Origin of the sequence: Acinetobacter tjernbergiae DSM 14971 = CIP 107465 (assembly GCF_000374425.1) — a bacterium.
Classification (GTDB): domain Bacteria; phylum Pseudomonadota; class Gammaproteobacteria; order Pseudomonadales; family Moraxellaceae; genus Acinetobacter; species Acinetobacter tjernbergiae.
This window is the reverse complement of the sequence record NZ_KB894373.1, coordinates 65,558-82,098: the sequence shown is the minus strand read 5'-3', so window position 1 is coordinate 82,098 and position 16,541 is coordinate 65,558. Positions and strand designations below refer to the sequence as shown.

The window sequence follows — 16,541 nt, the reverse complement described above, 5'->3', positions numbered from 1 at the left end:
GGGCATAAAAAAAGCCACATCTGGAAATGTGGCTAAAGGTGTTGCTGTGCTTGTACGGTGTTACCGTATGCTTAGGCTAATGTAGAAGGCTTAACTGAAACTGAATTTAGGCAATCATTCGAAGTGCTTGTTCTAAACCACGTTGCTTAATGGATGCGCCTGCTCCAAACCATGCTGAATCGAGTCGATGATCGGTACTCATGGCTCGACGTTCGTGGTCACAAAATTCGGTGATTGAGCACAGTAATCCATACGCCGTATCTTTGGCTGAACTGAGTTCTGCCCCTCGTCCATGTCCGTTAAACATAGTCATGACTTTCGACATGGCACGTCCATTCGGTTCGGTTTTATTGTCTGGTCGAGATGAATTGCTTTGATTTGGCATGGCTGCATTGCGATAGAACTGAATAATACTTTCATCCTGTTCGGCCACACTAAGACTAGTATTATTAAATACCGCATCAAAGTAAGCAGCGGCTTCCTGCTGTGTCACTTTAAGCTGACTCAGTTGCTTCATTTCATACATATGTTCATCCCATGCACGAACTGAAATACCGAGTTGATGTTTGACTTTCTCAGCATCGAATCGGGTGCTATGCGGCACTTTCACCACACCTGCACTATTATTCTGTCCTTTGAGCGCAATCGCCAAAGTATTGTTACATACCACCCGAATACTGGTGAATTGTGCTGTGGTGGCAAGTGTGCCATCACAAGCGGTAGCCAGAAGAATATAGCCATTACTGACATCTTTACCTTTAAGTGCTGAGCTTTGTCCTGTCTTAGCCAATGCCCAGAATTTCTTACCACCTTTGAGCACCCCTGCGGTTTCCAGTTCAAAGCCTGATTGTTCAGTCAGGTCTTTGTAGAAGTGTAGGATTTCCATCGGCTGGACTTCCTGAAAGCGTTGGCTGACCACAGATAACGGTGCGTGAGTATCAGAACGGTAAAGTACACGCTGTTCCTCAAAAGGCATGATGATGCTTTGTCCCTTTTCATTCTGTGCCATGTAACTGACATCGGAGGATTCAATCCGCCAGTTCATACCTGCCTGCTGCGCCCATATCTCAATGGGTTGGTTTGGAGTAAGTTCATTGCCTAAACCATGCCAAGGGGTTTGTCCTACGAATGCCATTGTTTCAACTAAATGTGCCATAAGAATAATTCCTGTATCAATTTTAAAATGGGTATAAGGTTCGATTTGTGAATTTTGTTGAATGCTTAATTGCGTAAATTTGGACTAAAGCTGCGGTCACAGTTGTTGCAGTAATACTGTCTGCGATAAGTTGGGTGTAGCGGTTGTTGCTGTTCATCTTCAGTGATTAACATCCAGATACCGCCGATCAGTACCCCAACGATTGCGCCTGCAATGGGTGGAATGTTCAGGCTTTTAGAAACACTCACTCCTAAAGTGGCAAGTGCCATCGGTGACATCACGCTATTGGCAATAGGGTTATAGGATTCTTCGATAAAGTAGGATCTTGTGTTGGTGGTATATATTCAATTTTATGTGTTTGACTGTCATTCATAACATAGGTTGATTCTGTCATGATAATTTACTCTGCTGTAATAGATCACACCTAACCAATTGTTAATTAATAATTAAATATAATATTAGATATATAAATAATATAAGTACCACTAATGGTCAAGTGTAAAAAACACCGTAATCCAATGACTTCGAAATCAATGAACTACAGTGTCTTAGGGGTAAATGGGATAATTTAGGGTTGTAAAGATATCGCGCTAATCTAGTCAGCTTTTTTTCGAATTGAGCCACAAATTAATTTGGCTTTCTGCCCACGTTGGCATGCTCGCAGTCAAGTAAGTTGGCTCAGGAAAATCACCTCGACGAACCATTTTCCAGAATGTTGATTCCGCAATATTGAGTAAACCCTTCGTGGCAGGTTTATAAGAAACTCTGCGCCTACGTCCGCCACGATCTACATAATCCTTTGCTGGTCGTTCTGGGTAATTGACTAACTCTTTGACACGATAACGATGCTCAATCATTTTTAAACCTTCGATAGCAACGATGAAGAATTCGCCTGAACCATATTCAACAATGAATATGATCAGTCATCTAATGAATCGCATGGTAGCTAAAACCAATATGTATCGTCAGTAATGCTAGCTAGGTATTTTAATACAGACTATAATGGTTGTTTAACTGATTGAATTAATTTAAATATAAGAATGGCTAAAATTATTACACTTACTGATCTAAATGAGATGGAAGAGGAAATTTTTCACTACTACCTTTGTGCTTTTCAGATCAGAGGAGTATCGGCATTTAAATCAAGCTATAACCTTGATCAAAAAGAATTGATCGTGGCGGATACGCAGATACAGATTTCCACCATCTGACAGCTTATACATCTTGTCAGGATCAGATTTAGCTTTTCTAACTTGTAAAGCACTAAGCTTGTTGATTCCACGAGTCGCCATAATTCAGACATAAAAAAATGCAGTAAGAAATAATCTTACTGCATTTTTTACTACTTTATAACTACCGATTGGCGTAGTGCGTCGCGGCTTGTTATATTGTAAATTTCTAACTTTAACCATATAAATCATAAACTTATATAGTGTTAAACAGTGTCAGAAACTTGAATTTGGCGGAAGCGGTGTCCGTCTAACACTAATCCCAAGAAGTCCAAAACAATATTATAAATTAATATTTTTCAATTAATTACAATTATACCCATCCAACCTAGTCTTGTCTAATCCGACCATTTCCAGTATTTTATGAGGGGTAGGTTGAGGGGTAAATAAAAGAATGCCAAAGAAATCCAAAGAGCTTTCTGCACTCAGTGTAGCAAGAATTAAAGAGACTGGTCGATACCACGTAGGCGGCGTTGATGGTCTTTGTTTAAATGTTGAAAGAGATTCCCGTGTCTGGATTTTACGTGCCGTTGTGGGAAAACGTCTGGATAAAGATGGAAAATTAAAACCTCATCGCCGTGATATTGGTATTGGCCCCTACCCTGAAGTTTCCTTGGCAGAAGCCCGTGCCAAAGCCGCTGAATTAAAATTACAAATACGAAATGGGATTGATCCTATTGTGCATAAACAGGAACAGCTTGAAAAGCTGCATGTCCAGCAACTACGGAATAAAACATTCATGGAATGTGCAAAAGTTGTTATTGCCAATAAAACCCGTGAACTCAAAAATCAAAAGCATATCGGACAATGGTCAACAACACTGGAAACCTATATCTATCCAACGCTGGGTGATCTCACCATTGGCACCATTACCAAAGTAGATATTGCTGAAGCTCTCAAACCAATCTGGATTGAAAAAAATGAAACAGCCAGACGTATTCGTGGTCGTATAGAAACCATTTTTGATTATGCCAAGGCTATGGGATATTTTGAGGGTGACAACCCTGCTGAATGGAAAGGCAATCTTGAACCTATATTAGGTAACTTAAAGCAGGAATCACGCCCACATCCATCCCTGCCTTATGAACAGGTTGCTGAGTTTATCCAGCATTTAAGACAGAAAAAAGGGATTTCCCCTAAAGCTCTGGAATTTGCGATTTTAACTGCATGTCGATCTGGTGAGATTTTTGGGGCTAAATGGCAGGAAATTGATTTTAAGAATAAGGTTTGGATTATTCCTAAAGAACGGATGAAAGCAGAAAAGGAACATCGCGTACCTTTGTCTGAAGAAGCCATCACGTTGCTTGAATCAATCAAAAATCATACTCAAGCACAAGATTTCATTTTCCCTGCCCCACGTTCTGGAGAAATGCTTTCTGATATGTCATTAACCACATTGATCAAACGGATGCATGAGCAGAAGCTTAAAGAAGATGGCTTAGGCTATATTGATCCAAAACAAAATCGTGTGGTTACAACACACGGTTTCCGTTCTACATTCCGTGATTGGTCAGCCGATAAAACGGATTATTCACGGGAAGTTTGTGAGCATGTACTTGCCCATAAACTACCCGATGAAGTTGAAGCTTCTTACTTACGTGGAGGGTACCTTGAAAAACGTAAAGGTTTAATGGCTGATTGGACTGAATTCTGTTGTACACACTTTAACTAGACATCATAAAACGAATGCTTCAGCCTTAGATGGCTGAAGCATTCGTTTTAAAGGGAATTAAACAGATTTTTTTACAGGCTCTGTACTCTTGATATTAGTTATACTTTTGACATTACTTGTTTTCTGGTTTAACACTTACGATTGTGTAAATTTCACCATCTGCTTTTAATTCAAAATCAACTTTTTGCCCTACTGCAAGCCCATTTAACAACTTAGGATCTGCAACCTTAAAACCCATTGTCATTGCTGGCCATTTAATCGCTGCAATTGCCTCATGATTGAGTGTCAAAATATTTTCTTTCGTATTAATAGCCGTAATAACGCCAACAGCTTGAGCTGTCATTGCTGTAGATGATTCTTTACTCATCTGCTCCATAGGTGCTTCCGCTTTCTTTTGCTCTGATGCCTCATTTTTACTACAAGCGCTTAACGTAGCAATAGTTGCAACAAGAGCTACAATTTTCATAAATTTAAACATAATAAAACCTCTTTGAACGAAATAATAAAACTATCAAGATTTTGATAGTTTCCTTTTGATTAGAAGTTGGTAGGCAGCGGGGATAACAAACATTGATAAAAGCGGAGCTGAAATCATGCCTCCAACCATCGGTAAAGCAATACGGCTCATCAATTCAGAACCTGTTCCAGTCCCCAAAAGAATAGGAAGTAGCCCGACTAAAATTACAGCTACAGTCATCGCTTTTGGGCGAACACGTAGAACAGCCCCTGTACGAAGTGCGTCATTGAGCTGTTGTTCAGTTAAGGATTTTTCAGAAGACTGCGTTTGTTGTATGGCTTGCTTTAAATAAAACAACATGACCACACCAAACTCTGCGGCAACACCCGCAAGTGCAATAAAGCCTACTGCTATGGCAATTGAAAAGTTATAGCCACTGAAATACATTGCCCAAATACCACCGATTAAAGCGAATGGTAGAGTCAGCATAATCAGAGCGGCATCTTGTACTTGTCTAAAAATCAAATAGAGCAATAGAAAAATGATCATCAAAGTGATTGGTATCACCACCTTTAGACGAGCATTTGCTCTTTCCATAAACTCAAATTGACCTGAATAACTAATACTCATACCCGCAGAGCGTTTCACTTGTTCATCAATAGATCGTTTCAAATCCTGAACTACAGAAGCTAAATCACGCTCTTGTACATCAACATAGACCCAACCACTTGGGCGAGCATTCTCACTTTTTAGCATTGGGGGGCCATCAGTGATTTGAATATTGGCAATGCTACTCAAAACAATTTGCTGACCTGATTCAGTCAGAATTGGTAGATTCCTTAAGGCTTCAAGTGAATCTCGGATTTCTCGTGGATAACGTACATTAATAGGATACCTAGCTAATCCCTCAACAGTTTCCCCAATATTCTCCCCACCAATTGCTGATGACACAATTTGCTGTACATCATTGATATTAAGACCATAACGTGCAGCTTGCTTTCGATTAATATCGATATCAACATATCGCCCACCTGTGAGTCGTTCAGCTAAAGCTGAGCTAACACCGGGTATCTTTTTGGCAACCTGTTCAATTTGTTGTGCGACCCGATCAATATCTTGCAAATCATTTGCTGAAATCTTAATCCCGATTGGGCTTTTAACCCCAGTTGCCAACATATCAATTCGGTTACGAATAGGTGGCACCCAGATATTTGTTAAACCCGGTACTTGAACCGCTTTATCCAGTTCTTTTACTAACTTGTCGGGTGTCATACCTGAACGCCATTCAGATCGCGGTTTAAACTGAATCGTGGTTTCAAACATTTCTAAAGGTGCTGGATCTGTAGCTGACTCTGCTCGCCCAGCTTTACCAAATGCCGTGGCAACCTCTGGAACAGTTTTAATCATTCGATCAGTCTGTTGAAGTAACTCAGAAGCTTTTGCTGCGGACAATCCCGGTAAAGCCGAAGGCATATACAGTAAATCACCTTCATCCATATTGGGCAGGAACTCTCCACCTAAGCGAGTTAAAGGGAAAAGACTGAGAAGAAAAATGAATGATGCACCAAATAAAGTTGTCTTTGGATAAGCTAAGACCTTATCCAACATCGGACGGTATATTTTGATTAGAAAACGGTTTAATGGATTGCATTGTTCAGAGGGTAACTTCCCTCGAATCCAGTACCCCATCAAAATTGGAATCAGTGTAATTGATAACCCTGCGGCAGCGGCCATGGCATAAGTTTTAGTAAATGCCAATGGAGAAAACAGTCGTCCTTCTTGTGCTTGTAAAGTAAAAATAGGAATAAAGGATAAAGTAATGATGAGTAAACAGAAAAATAAAGCAGGTCCAACCTCACTAGCAGAATGCGTAATGATGTCCCAACGCTCTTGTGTTTTTAAAACTTGATCAGGATGTTCATGTTGCCAAGCTTCGATATGCTTATGTGCGTTTTCGACCATAACCACAGCGGCATCGACCATAGCGCCAATTGCAATGGCAATACCACCCAATGACATGATATTGGCATTTAGTCCCTGATAATACATCAATAAAAAAGCTGACAAGATTCCCAAGGGCAAAGAAACAATCGCAACCATTGCTGAACGTAAATGCCAGAGGAATAATCCACAAACCAAAGCCACCACAATAAATTCTTCAATCAATTTATGGCTTAAATTTTCTACAGCCCGATCAATCAATTGACTGCGATCATATACTGGAACAACTTGCACGCCTTTCGGTAGACTCTGTTGTAATTCGGCAAGTTTTTCTTTTACAGCAGTAATGGTTTCACGTGCATTTTTACCAGCACGTAAAATCACAACACCTCCAACGGTTTCTCCTTGTCCATTAAGTTCAGTAATTCCACGACGCATTTCAGGTCCGAGTTGAATCGTTGCAACCTCTCCAAGAGTGATTGGGATGCCTAAACCGTTCGTACGTAATGGGATCTGCCGAAAATCTTCTAATGTTTTTAAATAACCAGAAGCTCTTACCATATATTCAGTTTCAGCCATTTCTAGGACTGAACCGCCAGTTTCCTGATTTGCCTTTTGAATTGCCTCAATGATACTTCGTTGAGTTATACCGAATGCTGCCATCTTGGTAGGGTCTAAAACAATTTGATACTGCTTAACCATTCCCCCAATTGTGGCAACCTCAGCCACATTCGGTACTGTCTTTAGTTCATACTTCAAAAACCAGTCTTGTATGCTTCGCAGTTGTGAGAGATCATGTTGCCCTGTTGGATCAACCAAAGCATATTCGTAAATCCAACCAACACCTGTAGCATCTGGTCCTAATGAAGATTTTGCATTTGTAGGCATTCGCCCTTGTATTTGATTCAGATATTCCAACACGCGAGAACGTGCCCAGTAAAGATCAGTATGTTCATCAAAAATGATATAAACAAACGAATCACCAAAAAAAGAATAGCCCCGAACAGCTTTAACACCGGGCACTGATAACATGGTCGTTGTTAAAGGATACGTCACCTGATTTTCAACAATTTGTGGTGCTTGACCGGGAAAATTAGTTCGCACAATAACTTGTACATCAGACAGATCTGGCAAAGCATCAACCGGAGTATTTTTGACAGCCCAAGTTCCCCAAACGGCAAGAACTACAGCAGCTAATAAGACAAATACTCGATTTGCAATTGAAAAACGAATAATACGGGTGATCATGATGGTTCTCCCGTTTAGTTCTTCATAGATGTCATAGACATCTTGGAAATGTCAGAAATCACATAAGCATCCCCAACATGTGTAAAGCGGAAACTGACCTGATCTCCTTGCTGAATTTGGGTAAATGGTTGTACTGGTTGTTTAAAGCCCATGGTCATAGCCCCCCAACCCAACTCAGCAATTGCCTGATGTGAAATGGTAATGTCTTGAGCTGTAACTTTTTCCACTTTACCAATGCCTTGGTATATTGATGCCTTAGTTACTTGAGATGAAGTAATCGATTGTCCAGTGTTTAACTTATCCAGTACACCCTGTAAATTGGCCTCAGAATCAATTATGAATTGTCCCGAAACCACTACTTTCTGACCAGCGTTCAAACCCTGTAGAATTGCTATTTTATTTCCATCACTCTGCCCTAACTGTACAACAACAGGTTCAAAACGCCCTTGTTCATGTGCCACAATGACGATATTACGAGTACCGGTACGTATAACAGCTTGCTCTGGCACAACTAAACTGCTTTGAGGATTGTTGGAGAATTTGACAGAAGCAAACATTCCTGGCTTGAGTTGTCCCTCTCTATTGGGTAACTCAATACGAACTTTTATGGTTCTGCTTGTGGTATCTAGTGTTGGTAAAATATCAATGACTTTACCAGACACTTTTTGAGGATATGCAGCAAAAGTTGCTTCGACTTTAGCACCTCGTTTTATTCCAGCAATTTGCGTTTCAGGCACTGCTGCTTCTAACCAAATTGGATTAATTCCTTTAATTGAAGCAAGTGTTTGCCCCATAGTTAAAGTCATTCCACTATGAACTTCTAATGAGTCAATGAATCCACTTATAGGAGCACTCAAAGTCATATTAGATTGTACTTGATGTGTTTGTTCGACTTGATGGATCACATTTGGTGGGATTCCCAGAAGCCGTAGGCGTTGTCGACTTGCTTGAATAAGAGAACGGTCTCCTATTTTAAGTACTGCCAAAAACTCGGTCTGCTCCCCAGTCCATTCTGGTATTGAAATATCAGCAATCGGGCTCCCTTGAGTCACTATATCTCCGACTGCATGACCATAGACACGCTGAACAAAACCACTTGCCCGTGTTTGCAGAATCGCTATCTGTCGTTCATTCGCTTGTAATATGCCATTGGTTAACAAAGTATTACCCATTACAACTTGTTCGACTGTGGCATAACGAATGGCTAGATTTTGTTGAAGAGATGGATCAATCTTTACTCCTGCACTTTCAGTCATTCCAGAAGTACTTTCATCCGCATATTTAGGGACTAACGGCATATCCATAAAAGGGGATTTCCCCGGCTTATCAAAATGCTGTTCTGGTTTCATTGGATCGTACCAGTACAACACTTTAGCAGTTGCCTGATCACTTACAGTTTGCTTTTTATCATTTTGATGAGCATACCAATATCCAGCACCACTACCGATTCCCAAGCTGCCCACAATCAAGCCAGCAATTACGAATGCTAATTTATTTTTTAACATTATCGTGACTCCTCAGCATGGTTTAAGGTCGGTTCTACAAAAGAAAAATAGAGCTGGGCTTTGATCATTGCTTGCTGTTGTTGTAAATCGATGAGGCGTAATCGCTGATTTAGTAATGCTTGTCGTGTCTCAATGACATCTGACAAATTGGCTTTACCAGCCTGATAACTTGCTAGCTGTAAATTTACTTTTTGTTTAGTCAAAGGAAGTGTACTTTGAACTGTACGTTGGATTTGTTGATCAAGGGCTTTTAAGTCCGATAGCCCCTCATCTAACATAGTGAGATGCTCGCGGTATTTTATCTCCTGATCTGCTGTAATCCTGTTTTGTTCCGCTAAAATGGCTTGAACCAATGAACTACTACGTTTTTTTGAAAATACTGGTAGTTCCGTTGTCAGGTGCACACCAATCATATCTCCAAATTCAGGAGCACGGTGCTGATAGGCAAACTCGATACTCCAATCTGATTTTTGTAGGGCTTGAGCTTGCTTAAGTTTGGCTTCAGCAGTTTGCCTTTCTGCTTGAAATGCTTTCAATTCAGGAAGTTGATGCAGATGATGATATAAACGTGATGTATCAAAATTAATTACAGGTTCTTGGCTAGGCAAACTTTCTATTTCAGTTGTACGACTAGAATCCGCACTGATTAATCGGTGTAATTCTAGCTTTGCTTTATTTAAATCTCGAAGTAAATCATCTTTTTGATCAAGTAAAACCGTTTTGTCCAGCTTAGGGGAAATCGCATTAGTAACCATAGTCCGACCAGATGTAACCTGTGTCTGCGTAATCTGGAATAACAATCCATTTTCTGAAAGAAGGTCATCATATAAGGCCAGTTTACGCTCAAGATAAAAACGCTTAAGCCATACCGATGCTACTTTTTGACGTAACTCAATACGAAGAATTTCTGTCTGAGCATTAGCTGAACCCAATTCAGCTTTTGCTAATTCTATTTCGGCCAATCTTTTGGCACGATTTGGAAAATCTTGCATGATGCCAATCTTTTTCATCGTCATGCCTTCTTGTGTGACTGACCATGCGGCATCGCCAGACACGGGGTAATTATCTAAGCCAACAAACAGTTTAGGATTGGGTAAGATACCGGAAGCTGAAACCATATTCTCAGCGCCTTCAATCTGAGCACTATTGGCCCTTAGAGTAGGTGCATATTGCTCAGCAAGCTTCAATGCTGTATCCAAAGTCAATGGCTGGGCATAAGCATGACCATAACTCAAGAAAAAACAGATCGTCGCAATTGAGCATCCACCCCATTTTAGGGACAGCTTTTCTTTATTAAAGTTCATATTTTTAGCTCTAAAATGATGTACACGCGCACGTGCAGAACATCCATAGAAAACTCTATGAATGATGATTAGTCATCAAATTAATTAGAGCGTGGGGGTTTCCATAAATTGGAAGGATCAGATGAGGTGAAATTTTGATTTAATGGAGAAAAAGCAGACTGTTCCACAGGGGAAGAAACCATAGATTGCAAAACACCTAGTGCTGTAGATGTATATGCAATTTTAGAAAATGACATAATACAATCTTGCTTAGACATACATGATGGATCATGTAATTGCTTCTTAATCTTTACTTCAGCTTTCATACAATCCATGTGCATAGCACTTGCTTTTTCATGATCTTCAGAATTCATCATTTGCATGGATTGCATATCTTGAGATGACATTAAACATGGACTATGTACAGATGCAGCAGCTGCTGCCGATCCTACGATGAGGATAGCAAATGATAAAAACAGCGAAAGGCATGTTTTTAACCAGTGCATAACGTCATGACCAAAATTTAAGCTTTTTTAGTTTTACAGATTTAGAAAAAATTAGCAATTTTATTCATTAAAATAGCAGCCTTAAGGCTGCTATTTTAATATCGAGACAAAATTAGAAAACTAATTCAATACCTGCCCCGTATAACCACCCTTTTTCAGAATCTGTAGCTTCTTGAAAAGTCGTTAATTTCTGCCCTTTTTCATATTGATAAGCGACATCAACAAATGGTCTGATACGCTTATTAATCTCGTAACGAGTTTTTATACCTGTCTTTAACTCAGACAAACCTGACTTTGCAGCAAAATCTGAATTATCATTAAGCACAATATCTGCTGCAATATATGGCTGAGTAATTAGCTTTTGAGTGAGTAATAGATCTCGATCAAACTCAAAACTGGCTCCCCAAAAATTATTTTCACCACCATAAAGGTAAGCTTTTGTCTCAAAGAAATAAGGAGCAAGACCTAATAATCCAATAACGCCATCAATGCGATTACTATTACGGTTATTTTTGTCCTCACTATACCTTACCCCAGCTTGTACATCCCAAAATGCTGCAACATTTCTACTGTAAAGAGCTGATACATCATATTTGGGGTCATTACTCTCCGCTTTATTCATATTAGCTTCAACAAACATTCGATTTTCATCTGTTCCAATCAATGCCTCGAAACTCGAACCTAAGCTGCCCTTTCCATCTTTATCAACTATCCACTCATTGGAAAATTTAGTTGTTTGATAGATTTGCCCACCATGCTCGTTCAAATGTTTTTTATGATTTTGGCTAAAAGCTAAAGTTTCAAGTTCTTTGCTGTTTGAAGACTTTTGATCAGTATTACGTTCAACATAGCCTAATCCGCCTGATTCTCTTAAAAGCACATTCATACTTGACGTACTCTTATTTAAATTTTCAGTCGAATTATCATTCGCAAATGCCATACCTGCTAAACTAAATAAAGCAACAGATAAAATTGTTTTTGAATATAACTGTTTAGTGATGTGCATGTTGATTCACTCCCTCATGGCTAGTTTGAGGTTGGGCAACGATACTTTTCGTATCATCATCATTGCTATCTACACTTGCCACAATGAGTTTGTTCATCATTCCAGCGGCCATGTGATATAACAAATGGCAGTGGATAGCCCATTCACCTAATTCATCAGCAGTAAGTAAAGTTGTAACTGTTTTCCCCGGTGGCACAATGATGGTATGTTTATTCGGCATATTACTTGGATCTTGACCATTTTCAAGCTGCATAAACATACCGTGCAAGTGCATTGGGTGAGCCATCATACTGTCATTCACAAATTTCAAGCGTATACGTTCCCCGTATTTCACTTTGAATGGTTCTGTTTCATTAAACTTCTTACCATTAATTGTCCAAATATAGCGCTCCATGTTCCCACCAAGACGGATTTCCATTTCACGTTCAGGGGCACGAGTATCTGGTTGAGGCTTTAAAGATTGTAAGTCACTATATTGAAGTGCTTTTTGACCAACAGGTGTTGAAGCATTTGCCCAGCCATATACAACATCACCATTCTTTTCTTGTGTAGGTGCATTAGATGTAGTCATTTGCATGCCATGGTTCATACCTGACATAGATTGATCTTTTGAGCTGTCTGTCATAGACGACATATCGTGATCCATGCCTTTCATTGAAGACATATCTTGATCCATGCCTTTCATTGAAGACATGTCATGATCCATACCTTTCATCGAAGACATGTCATGATCCATACCTTTCATCGAAGACATGTCGTGATTCATGCCCTTCATTGAAGACATATCGTGATCCATCCCCATATCTTCCATAGTTAATAAAGAACGAGGACGTGACTTCGGCATTTTGATTTGATTTATTGGAGGAGTATTTTCATCATGTAATGAACCAACTGAAAAGCCACTCCTATCAATTGATTCTGCTTCAATTTGATAATTTGATTGTTTGGGTTCTACAATAACATCATACGTTTCAGCCGTTCCTATTCTGAATTCATCAACAGGAACAGGTTTCACTGGCTGCCCATCTGCACTGACTACCGTCATTTTCAAGTTAGGGATTCTGACGTCAAAGAATGACATTGCTGAGGCATTAATGAACCGAAGACGTACTTTTTCACCCGTCTTAAAATTACCAATCCAATTTTGTTCTGGAGTCTTACCATTCATCAAAAAAGTATATTTTGTCACATCAGACATATCAGTCTTGAGCATTCGCATCTGGTTCCACATCGAACGGTCTTGCCATGTTGCTTTTAAACCATCTTTTTTAATTTGTTTAAAAACATCAAAAACAGTTTCACGACGGTTCTGATAATAGTCAGCTTCTTTCTTTAGATTATTCATGATTTTATCACTAGTTGAATCATGAAAATCTGAGAGCAATACAACATAATCCTTATCTGTTTTCTCAGCTACAGTTAAAGGTGTCCTATTTTTTGGGTAAATGACTAACGGACCATACAAGCCCTCTTGCTCTTGACCTTTACTATGCGAATGATACCAATAGGTACCATTTTGGCGTACCTTAAACTTATATTCATAGGTCTTACTAGGGGCAATACCATCAAACTGATTAAATCCGGGTACGCCATCCATGATGCCCGGTAAAATTAAACCATGCCAATGAATAGAAGAATCTTGTTTTTTTAGCTTGTTATGGACACGAATAATAGCATCATCACCTTCCTCAAATTCAAGAAGAGGTGCAACAAATTTCCCGTTGACCGTAATTCGTTTTAAAGGCTTACCTGTGATATTCACCGTTTGCTCAGCGATTGTTAAATCATATTCTTTAACCGCTGCCACAACCCAAGTTGATGAAAATAAACCTACTCCTATTAAAAGGACATGACTTAATTTTTTAGACATTTATTTCACCTATCTAATATAAAGATGGGGAGCTCAAGCAAACCAATTATTCGCTTTAATCTCCCCAATCTTTCATTTATCGTATTTGTTATTTATTTGATGTATTTGACATGTTCATCTTTGAGTGGTCCATGTTCATCATATTTGAATGATCCATATTACCCATTTTAGACTGATCCATATTCATCATCTTAGAGTGATCCATCTGAGACATATCAGCCATATTGCCATGCTCATGCTGACTATGATCCTGTTGGGTTTTCTCATCATTCTTCATATTACAAGGTTTTTGGCATTTCTCTGACATTTTTGAGTCCGCTTTAGTTTCAGTGACTACAGTGGTTCCCTGTTTAGCATCGGCTGCCCAAGACTGAGTTCCTGCAATTAAAGTTCCAATACACATAAGTGTAGTTAAGCTACGACGGAATAGAGTTTTCATGTTTTGCTCCAAAAATTAACTTTATGTAAATACCTTAAAGGCCTTCACTAAACATCTATGTGACATGAAAATGACATTTTTGTAATCTACAACGAATCACGTATTTATAACGTTATTATGTTCTTAATGAGTGATATGGGATTTTTATCAATGAGAATCTTACTAGTTGAAGATGAACAAAAAACCGGTGACTACCTTAAACAAGGTCTATCTGAAGCTGGGTATATAACGGATTGGGTAACGGATGGATTATCTGGTAAACATCAAGCGCTTTCCGAAGAATATGACCTCATCATTTTAGATGTGATGCTTCCAAAGCTAGATGGTTGGGATATCATTTATGATATCCGAAAAAGTGGCAAAACTATGCCTATTCTTTTTCTTTCAGCACGTGATCAAATTGAAGATCGTGTGAAAGGCTTGGATTTAGGTGCTGATGATTATCTAGTCAAGCCTTTTGCTTTTGCTGAGTTATTAGCACGAATTAAAAGCTTACTCCGACGGGGACAACAAAAAGAAGATAGTAACCTTATTACAATTGCTGATCTTGAACTTGATCTTCGTAAACGCCGCGTCACTCGCGCTGGGCAACGTATTGACTTAACAGCTAAAGAATTCGCGCTGATGGAATTATTTATGCGTAGACGTGGTGAGATATTACCTCGTACGCTCATTGCCTCTCAAATATGGGACATGAATTTTGATAGTGATACCAACGTTGTAGAAGTCGCTATCAAACGTTTGCGCAGTAAAATTGACAGTAATTTTAGCCCAAAGCTGATACAGAACATACGTGGAATGGGGTATGTTTTAGAGGTAGAAGATGACTCGTAAATTGTTTAATGCAATCAGCTTTCGTATAGCAATCATCTTTTCTCTTTCTACTGTTATCATCTTAATGATTATGGGGTTGGTTATTCACAAGCTCGTAATGCATCATTTTGAAGCTCAAGACCGAACTCAATTAGAAGGCAAAATTCAACTTATAGAGAATCTACTTGAACAGAACCCATCTAACTCTCAAGAACTAAATTTATATTTAAAAGATGCCTTAATTGGACATCACGATCTGATTGTTCAGATTGAACGTCCAACAGGTCAAGTTATTTTTAGCTCAGCACCATCAGTAATTCATCCCCAAGCACTCAACAAATCAAAACAAGATCCATGGCTTGAATGGAAAATTAAAAATAAGACTTATCGTGGCTTAATTTATAAAAAGACTTTTGATCATAATGACTCGTTTATATCAGCTCAGATTATTGTTGGAATCGATACCTCTGAGCATCTACATTTCTTAAATGACTTTAGACGTCAACTTTTATACATTGGATTTGTGGGTACAATTTGTTTAATGTTCTTAGGGTGGTTCGCAGCATGGCGAGGGCTACGTCCAGTACAACAAATGGCAAAAGTAGCAGAGGGTATCTCAGCCCAACATCTTTCTGAACGTTTAGAAGTCGAAAATACTCCAACCGAACTTAAATCACTGGCTGTCGCTTTTAATGATATGTTAGATCGGCTAGAAGCCGCAGTAGAAAAACTTTCAGATTTTTCATCTGATCTTGCTCATGAAATAAGAACACCTATTAACAATTTGATGACTCAAACTCAAGTATGTTTATCTCGTAGTCGAAATATTAATACTTATCAGGAAGTTCTATTTTCAAATTTAGAAGAGTTTGAGCATTTAGCTCGCATGGTCTCTGATATGCTATTTTTGGCAAAAGCAGAACATGGTCTACATTTACCTAACCTACAACAGGTTAATTTAGTTAAAGAAGTTTCAGCATTATTTGATTTTTATGATGCTATCGCTGCTGAAAAGGGAATGTCACTCGAACAGAGTGGTTCAGGTAGTATAAAAGGTGATCCTTTAATGCTACGCCGCGCTTTAAGTAATTTGTTATCGAATGCAATTAAATATGGCAAATCAGATTCGGTCATCAAAATCACATGCCAACAAAACTTTGATACAACAACATTCATCATTGAAAATGAAAGCTCCCCACTATCATCAGAACAACTTAATCGGTTATTCGATCGTTTTTATCGAACAGATGTATCTAGACAGAGAGTTGAAGAAGGTACTGGCCTTGGTTTAGCAATTACCAAATCTATTCTTGATGTGCATGGAGCTTCCATTCAAGCGACTTATAACGAGGGACATATTTCTTTTAAAATTATCTTTAAAAATTAGTGATATCTCGGTTATTAAGCACTCATTCT

At 38.9% G+C, this 16,541-nt stretch carries 14 protein-coding genes and 1 pseudogene; 3 read left to right on the top strand and 12 right to left on the bottom strand.

Annotated elements, in window-relative coordinates; all coding sequences use genetic code 11:
* Positions 1 to 106 precede the first annotated feature (106 nt).
* The 4 genes and pseudogenes from C502_RS0114770 to C502_RS19160 all read right to left on the bottom strand — a co-directional run.
* On the bottom strand, positions 107 to 1,156 hold the full coding sequence (locus C502_RS0114770) for a DUF932 domain-containing protein (RefSeq protein WP_018677304.1): 1,050 nt from the start codon (positions 1,154 to 1,156) through the stop codon (positions 107 to 109).
* 65 nt (positions 1,157 to 1,221) lie between these two features.
* A complete protein-coding gene (locus C502_RS0114765; protein WP_409360639.1) occupies positions 1,222 to 1,434 on the bottom strand; it encodes a hypothetical protein in 213 nt (70 codons plus the stop codon).
* Positions 1,435 to 1,755: 321 nt separating this feature from the next.
* Positions 1,756 to 2,013: a helix-turn-helix transcriptional regulator gene (locus C502_RS0114760; RefSeq protein ID WP_018679572.1), complete on the bottom strand. Its 258-nt coding sequence runs from the start codon at positions 2,011 to 2,013 to the stop codon at positions 1,756 to 1,758.
* Positions 2,014 to 2,337: 324 nt separating this feature from the next.
* Positions 2,338 to 2,448 (bottom strand): annotated as a pseudogene (locus C502_RS19160) (Arm DNA-binding domain-containing protein); the annotation flags it as partial.
* 331 nt (positions 2,449 to 2,779) lie between these two features.
* On the opposite strand from C502_RS19160, the gene C502_RS0114750 reads away from it, so the two are divergent.
* Positions 2,780 to 4,057, top strand: coding sequence for a tyrosine-type recombinase/integrase (locus C502_RS0114750; RefSeq protein ID WP_004912809.1), 1,278 nt, complete (start codon positions 2,780 to 2,782; stop codon positions 4,055 to 4,057).
* Positions 4,058 to 4,169: 112 nt separating this feature from the next.
* Here the strand turns inward: C502_RS0114750 and C502_RS0114745 are convergent, their stop codons facing one another.
* The 8 genes from C502_RS0114745 to C502_RS0114710 form a co-directional block, all read right to left on the bottom strand.
* Positions 4,170 to 4,535 carry a copper-binding protein gene (locus C502_RS0114745; protein WP_004912811.1) on the bottom strand — a complete coding sequence of 122 codons (366 nt, stop codon included), beginning with the start codon at positions 4,533 to 4,535 and terminating at the stop codon, positions 4,170 to 4,172.
* A gap of 33 nt (positions 4,536 to 4,568) precedes the next feature.
* Positions 4,569 to 7,703, bottom strand: coding sequence for an efflux RND transporter permease subunit (locus tag C502_RS0114740; RefSeq protein ID WP_004912815.1), 3,135 nt, complete (start codon positions 7,701 to 7,703; stop codon positions 4,569 to 4,571).
* A 14-nt stretch (positions 7,704 to 7,717) separates the two neighbouring features.
* Positions 7,718 to 9,208 (bottom strand): efflux RND transporter periplasmic adaptor subunit, encoded by a 1,491-nt coding sequence (locus tag C502_RS0114735; protein WP_004912818.1) that lies wholly within the window; start codon positions 9,206 to 9,208, stop codon positions 7,718 to 7,720.
* A complete protein-coding gene (locus C502_RS0114730) occupies positions 9,208 to 10,512 on the bottom strand; it encodes a TolC family protein (RefSeq protein ID WP_018679570.1) in 1,305 nt (434 codons plus the stop codon). Before C502_RS0114730 ends, C502_RS0114735 begins: the two co-directional genes overlap by 1 nt.
* A gap of 80 nt (positions 10,513 to 10,592) precedes the next feature.
* Complete coding sequence (locus C502_RS0114725; protein ID WP_005198552.1) at positions 10,593 to 10,997, bottom strand: hypothetical protein; 405 nt, start codon at positions 10,995 to 10,997, stop codon at positions 10,593 to 10,595.
* A gap of 112 nt (positions 10,998 to 11,109) precedes the next feature.
* Positions 11,110 to 12,003 (bottom strand): copper resistance protein B, encoded by an 894-nt coding sequence (locus tag C502_RS0114720; RefSeq protein ID WP_018679569.1) that lies wholly within the window; start codon positions 12,001 to 12,003, stop codon positions 11,110 to 11,112.
* A complete protein-coding gene (locus C502_RS0114715) occupies positions 11,990 to 13,873 on the bottom strand; it encodes a copper resistance system multicopper oxidase (RefSeq protein WP_018679568.1) in 1,884 nt (627 codons plus the stop codon). The genes C502_RS0114720 and C502_RS0114715 overlap by 14 nt, the downstream gene beginning before the upstream one ends.
* A gap of 88 nt (positions 13,874 to 13,961) precedes the next feature.
* A complete protein-coding gene (locus C502_RS0114710) occupies positions 13,962 to 14,312 on the bottom strand; it encodes a hypothetical protein (protein WP_002058521.1) in 351 nt (116 codons plus the stop codon).
* Positions 14,313 to 14,462: 150 nt separating this feature from the next.
* On the opposite strand from C502_RS0114710, the gene C502_RS0114705 reads away from it, so the two are divergent.
* Positions 14,463 to 15,146, top strand: coding sequence for a heavy metal response regulator transcription factor (locus C502_RS0114705; protein WP_004722337.1), 684 nt, complete (start codon positions 14,463 to 14,465; stop codon positions 15,144 to 15,146).
* Entirely contained in the window at positions 15,136 to 16,512 is a 1,377-nt protein-coding gene (locus C502_RS0114700; RefSeq protein ID WP_004801537.1) for a heavy metal sensor histidine kinase, read from the top strand. The genes C502_RS0114705 and C502_RS0114700 overlap by 11 nt, the downstream gene beginning before the upstream one ends.
* Positions 16,513 to 16,541: the final 29 nt, after the last annotated feature.

Bases quoted from the DNA above. Each gene is read 5' to 3' on its own strand.
- C502_RS0114770 (WP_018677304.1), bottom strand. From the start codon at position 1,156: ATGGCACATTTAGTTGAAACAATGGCATTCGTAGGACAAACCCCTTGG.
- C502_RS0114765 (WP_409360639.1), bottom strand. From the start codon at position 1,434: ATGTCACCGATGGCACTTGCCACTTTAGGAGTGAGTGTTTCTAAAAGC.
- C502_RS0114760 (WP_018679572.1), bottom strand. From the start codon at position 2,013: ATGATTGAGCATCGTTATCGTGTCAAAGAGTTAGTCAATTACCCAGAA.
- C502_RS0114750 (WP_004912809.1), top strand. From the start codon at position 2,780: ATGCCAAAGAAATCCAAAGAGCTTTCTGCACTCAGTGTAGCAAGAATT.
- C502_RS0114745 (WP_004912811.1), bottom strand. From the start codon at position 4,535: ATGTTTAAATTTATGAAAATTGTAGCTCTTGTTGCAACTATTGCTACG.
- C502_RS0114740 (WP_004912815.1), bottom strand. From the start codon at position 7,703: ATGATCACCCGTATTATTCGTTTTTCAATTGCAAATCGAGTATTTGTC.
- C502_RS0114735 (WP_004912818.1), bottom strand. From the start codon at position 9,208: ATGTTAAAAAATAAATTAGCATTCGTAATTGCTGGCTTGATTGTGGGC.
- C502_RS0114730 (WP_018679570.1), bottom strand. From the start codon at position 10,512: ATGAACTTTAATAAAGAAAAGCTGTCCCTAAAATGGGGTGGATGCTCA.
- C502_RS0114725 (WP_005198552.1), bottom strand. From the start codon at position 10,997: ATGCACTGGTTAAAAACATGCCTTTCGCTGTTTTTATCATTTGCTATC.
- C502_RS0114720 (WP_018679569.1), bottom strand. From the start codon at position 12,003: ATGCACATCACTAAACAGTTATATTCAAAAACAATTTTATCTGTTGCT.
- C502_RS0114715 (WP_018679568.1), bottom strand. From the start codon at position 13,873: ATGTCTAAAAAATTAAGTCATGTCCTTTTAATAGGAGTAGGTTTATTT.
- C502_RS0114710 (WP_002058521.1), bottom strand. From the start codon at position 14,312: ATGAAAACTCTATTCCGTCGTAGCTTAACTACACTTATGTGTATTGGA.
- C502_RS0114705 (WP_004722337.1), top strand. From the start codon at position 14,463: ATGAGAATCTTACTAGTTGAAGATGAACAAAAAACCGGTGACTACCTT.
- C502_RS0114700 (WP_004801537.1), top strand. From the start codon at position 15,136: ATGACTCGTAAATTGTTTAATGCAATCAGCTTTCGTATAGCAATCATC.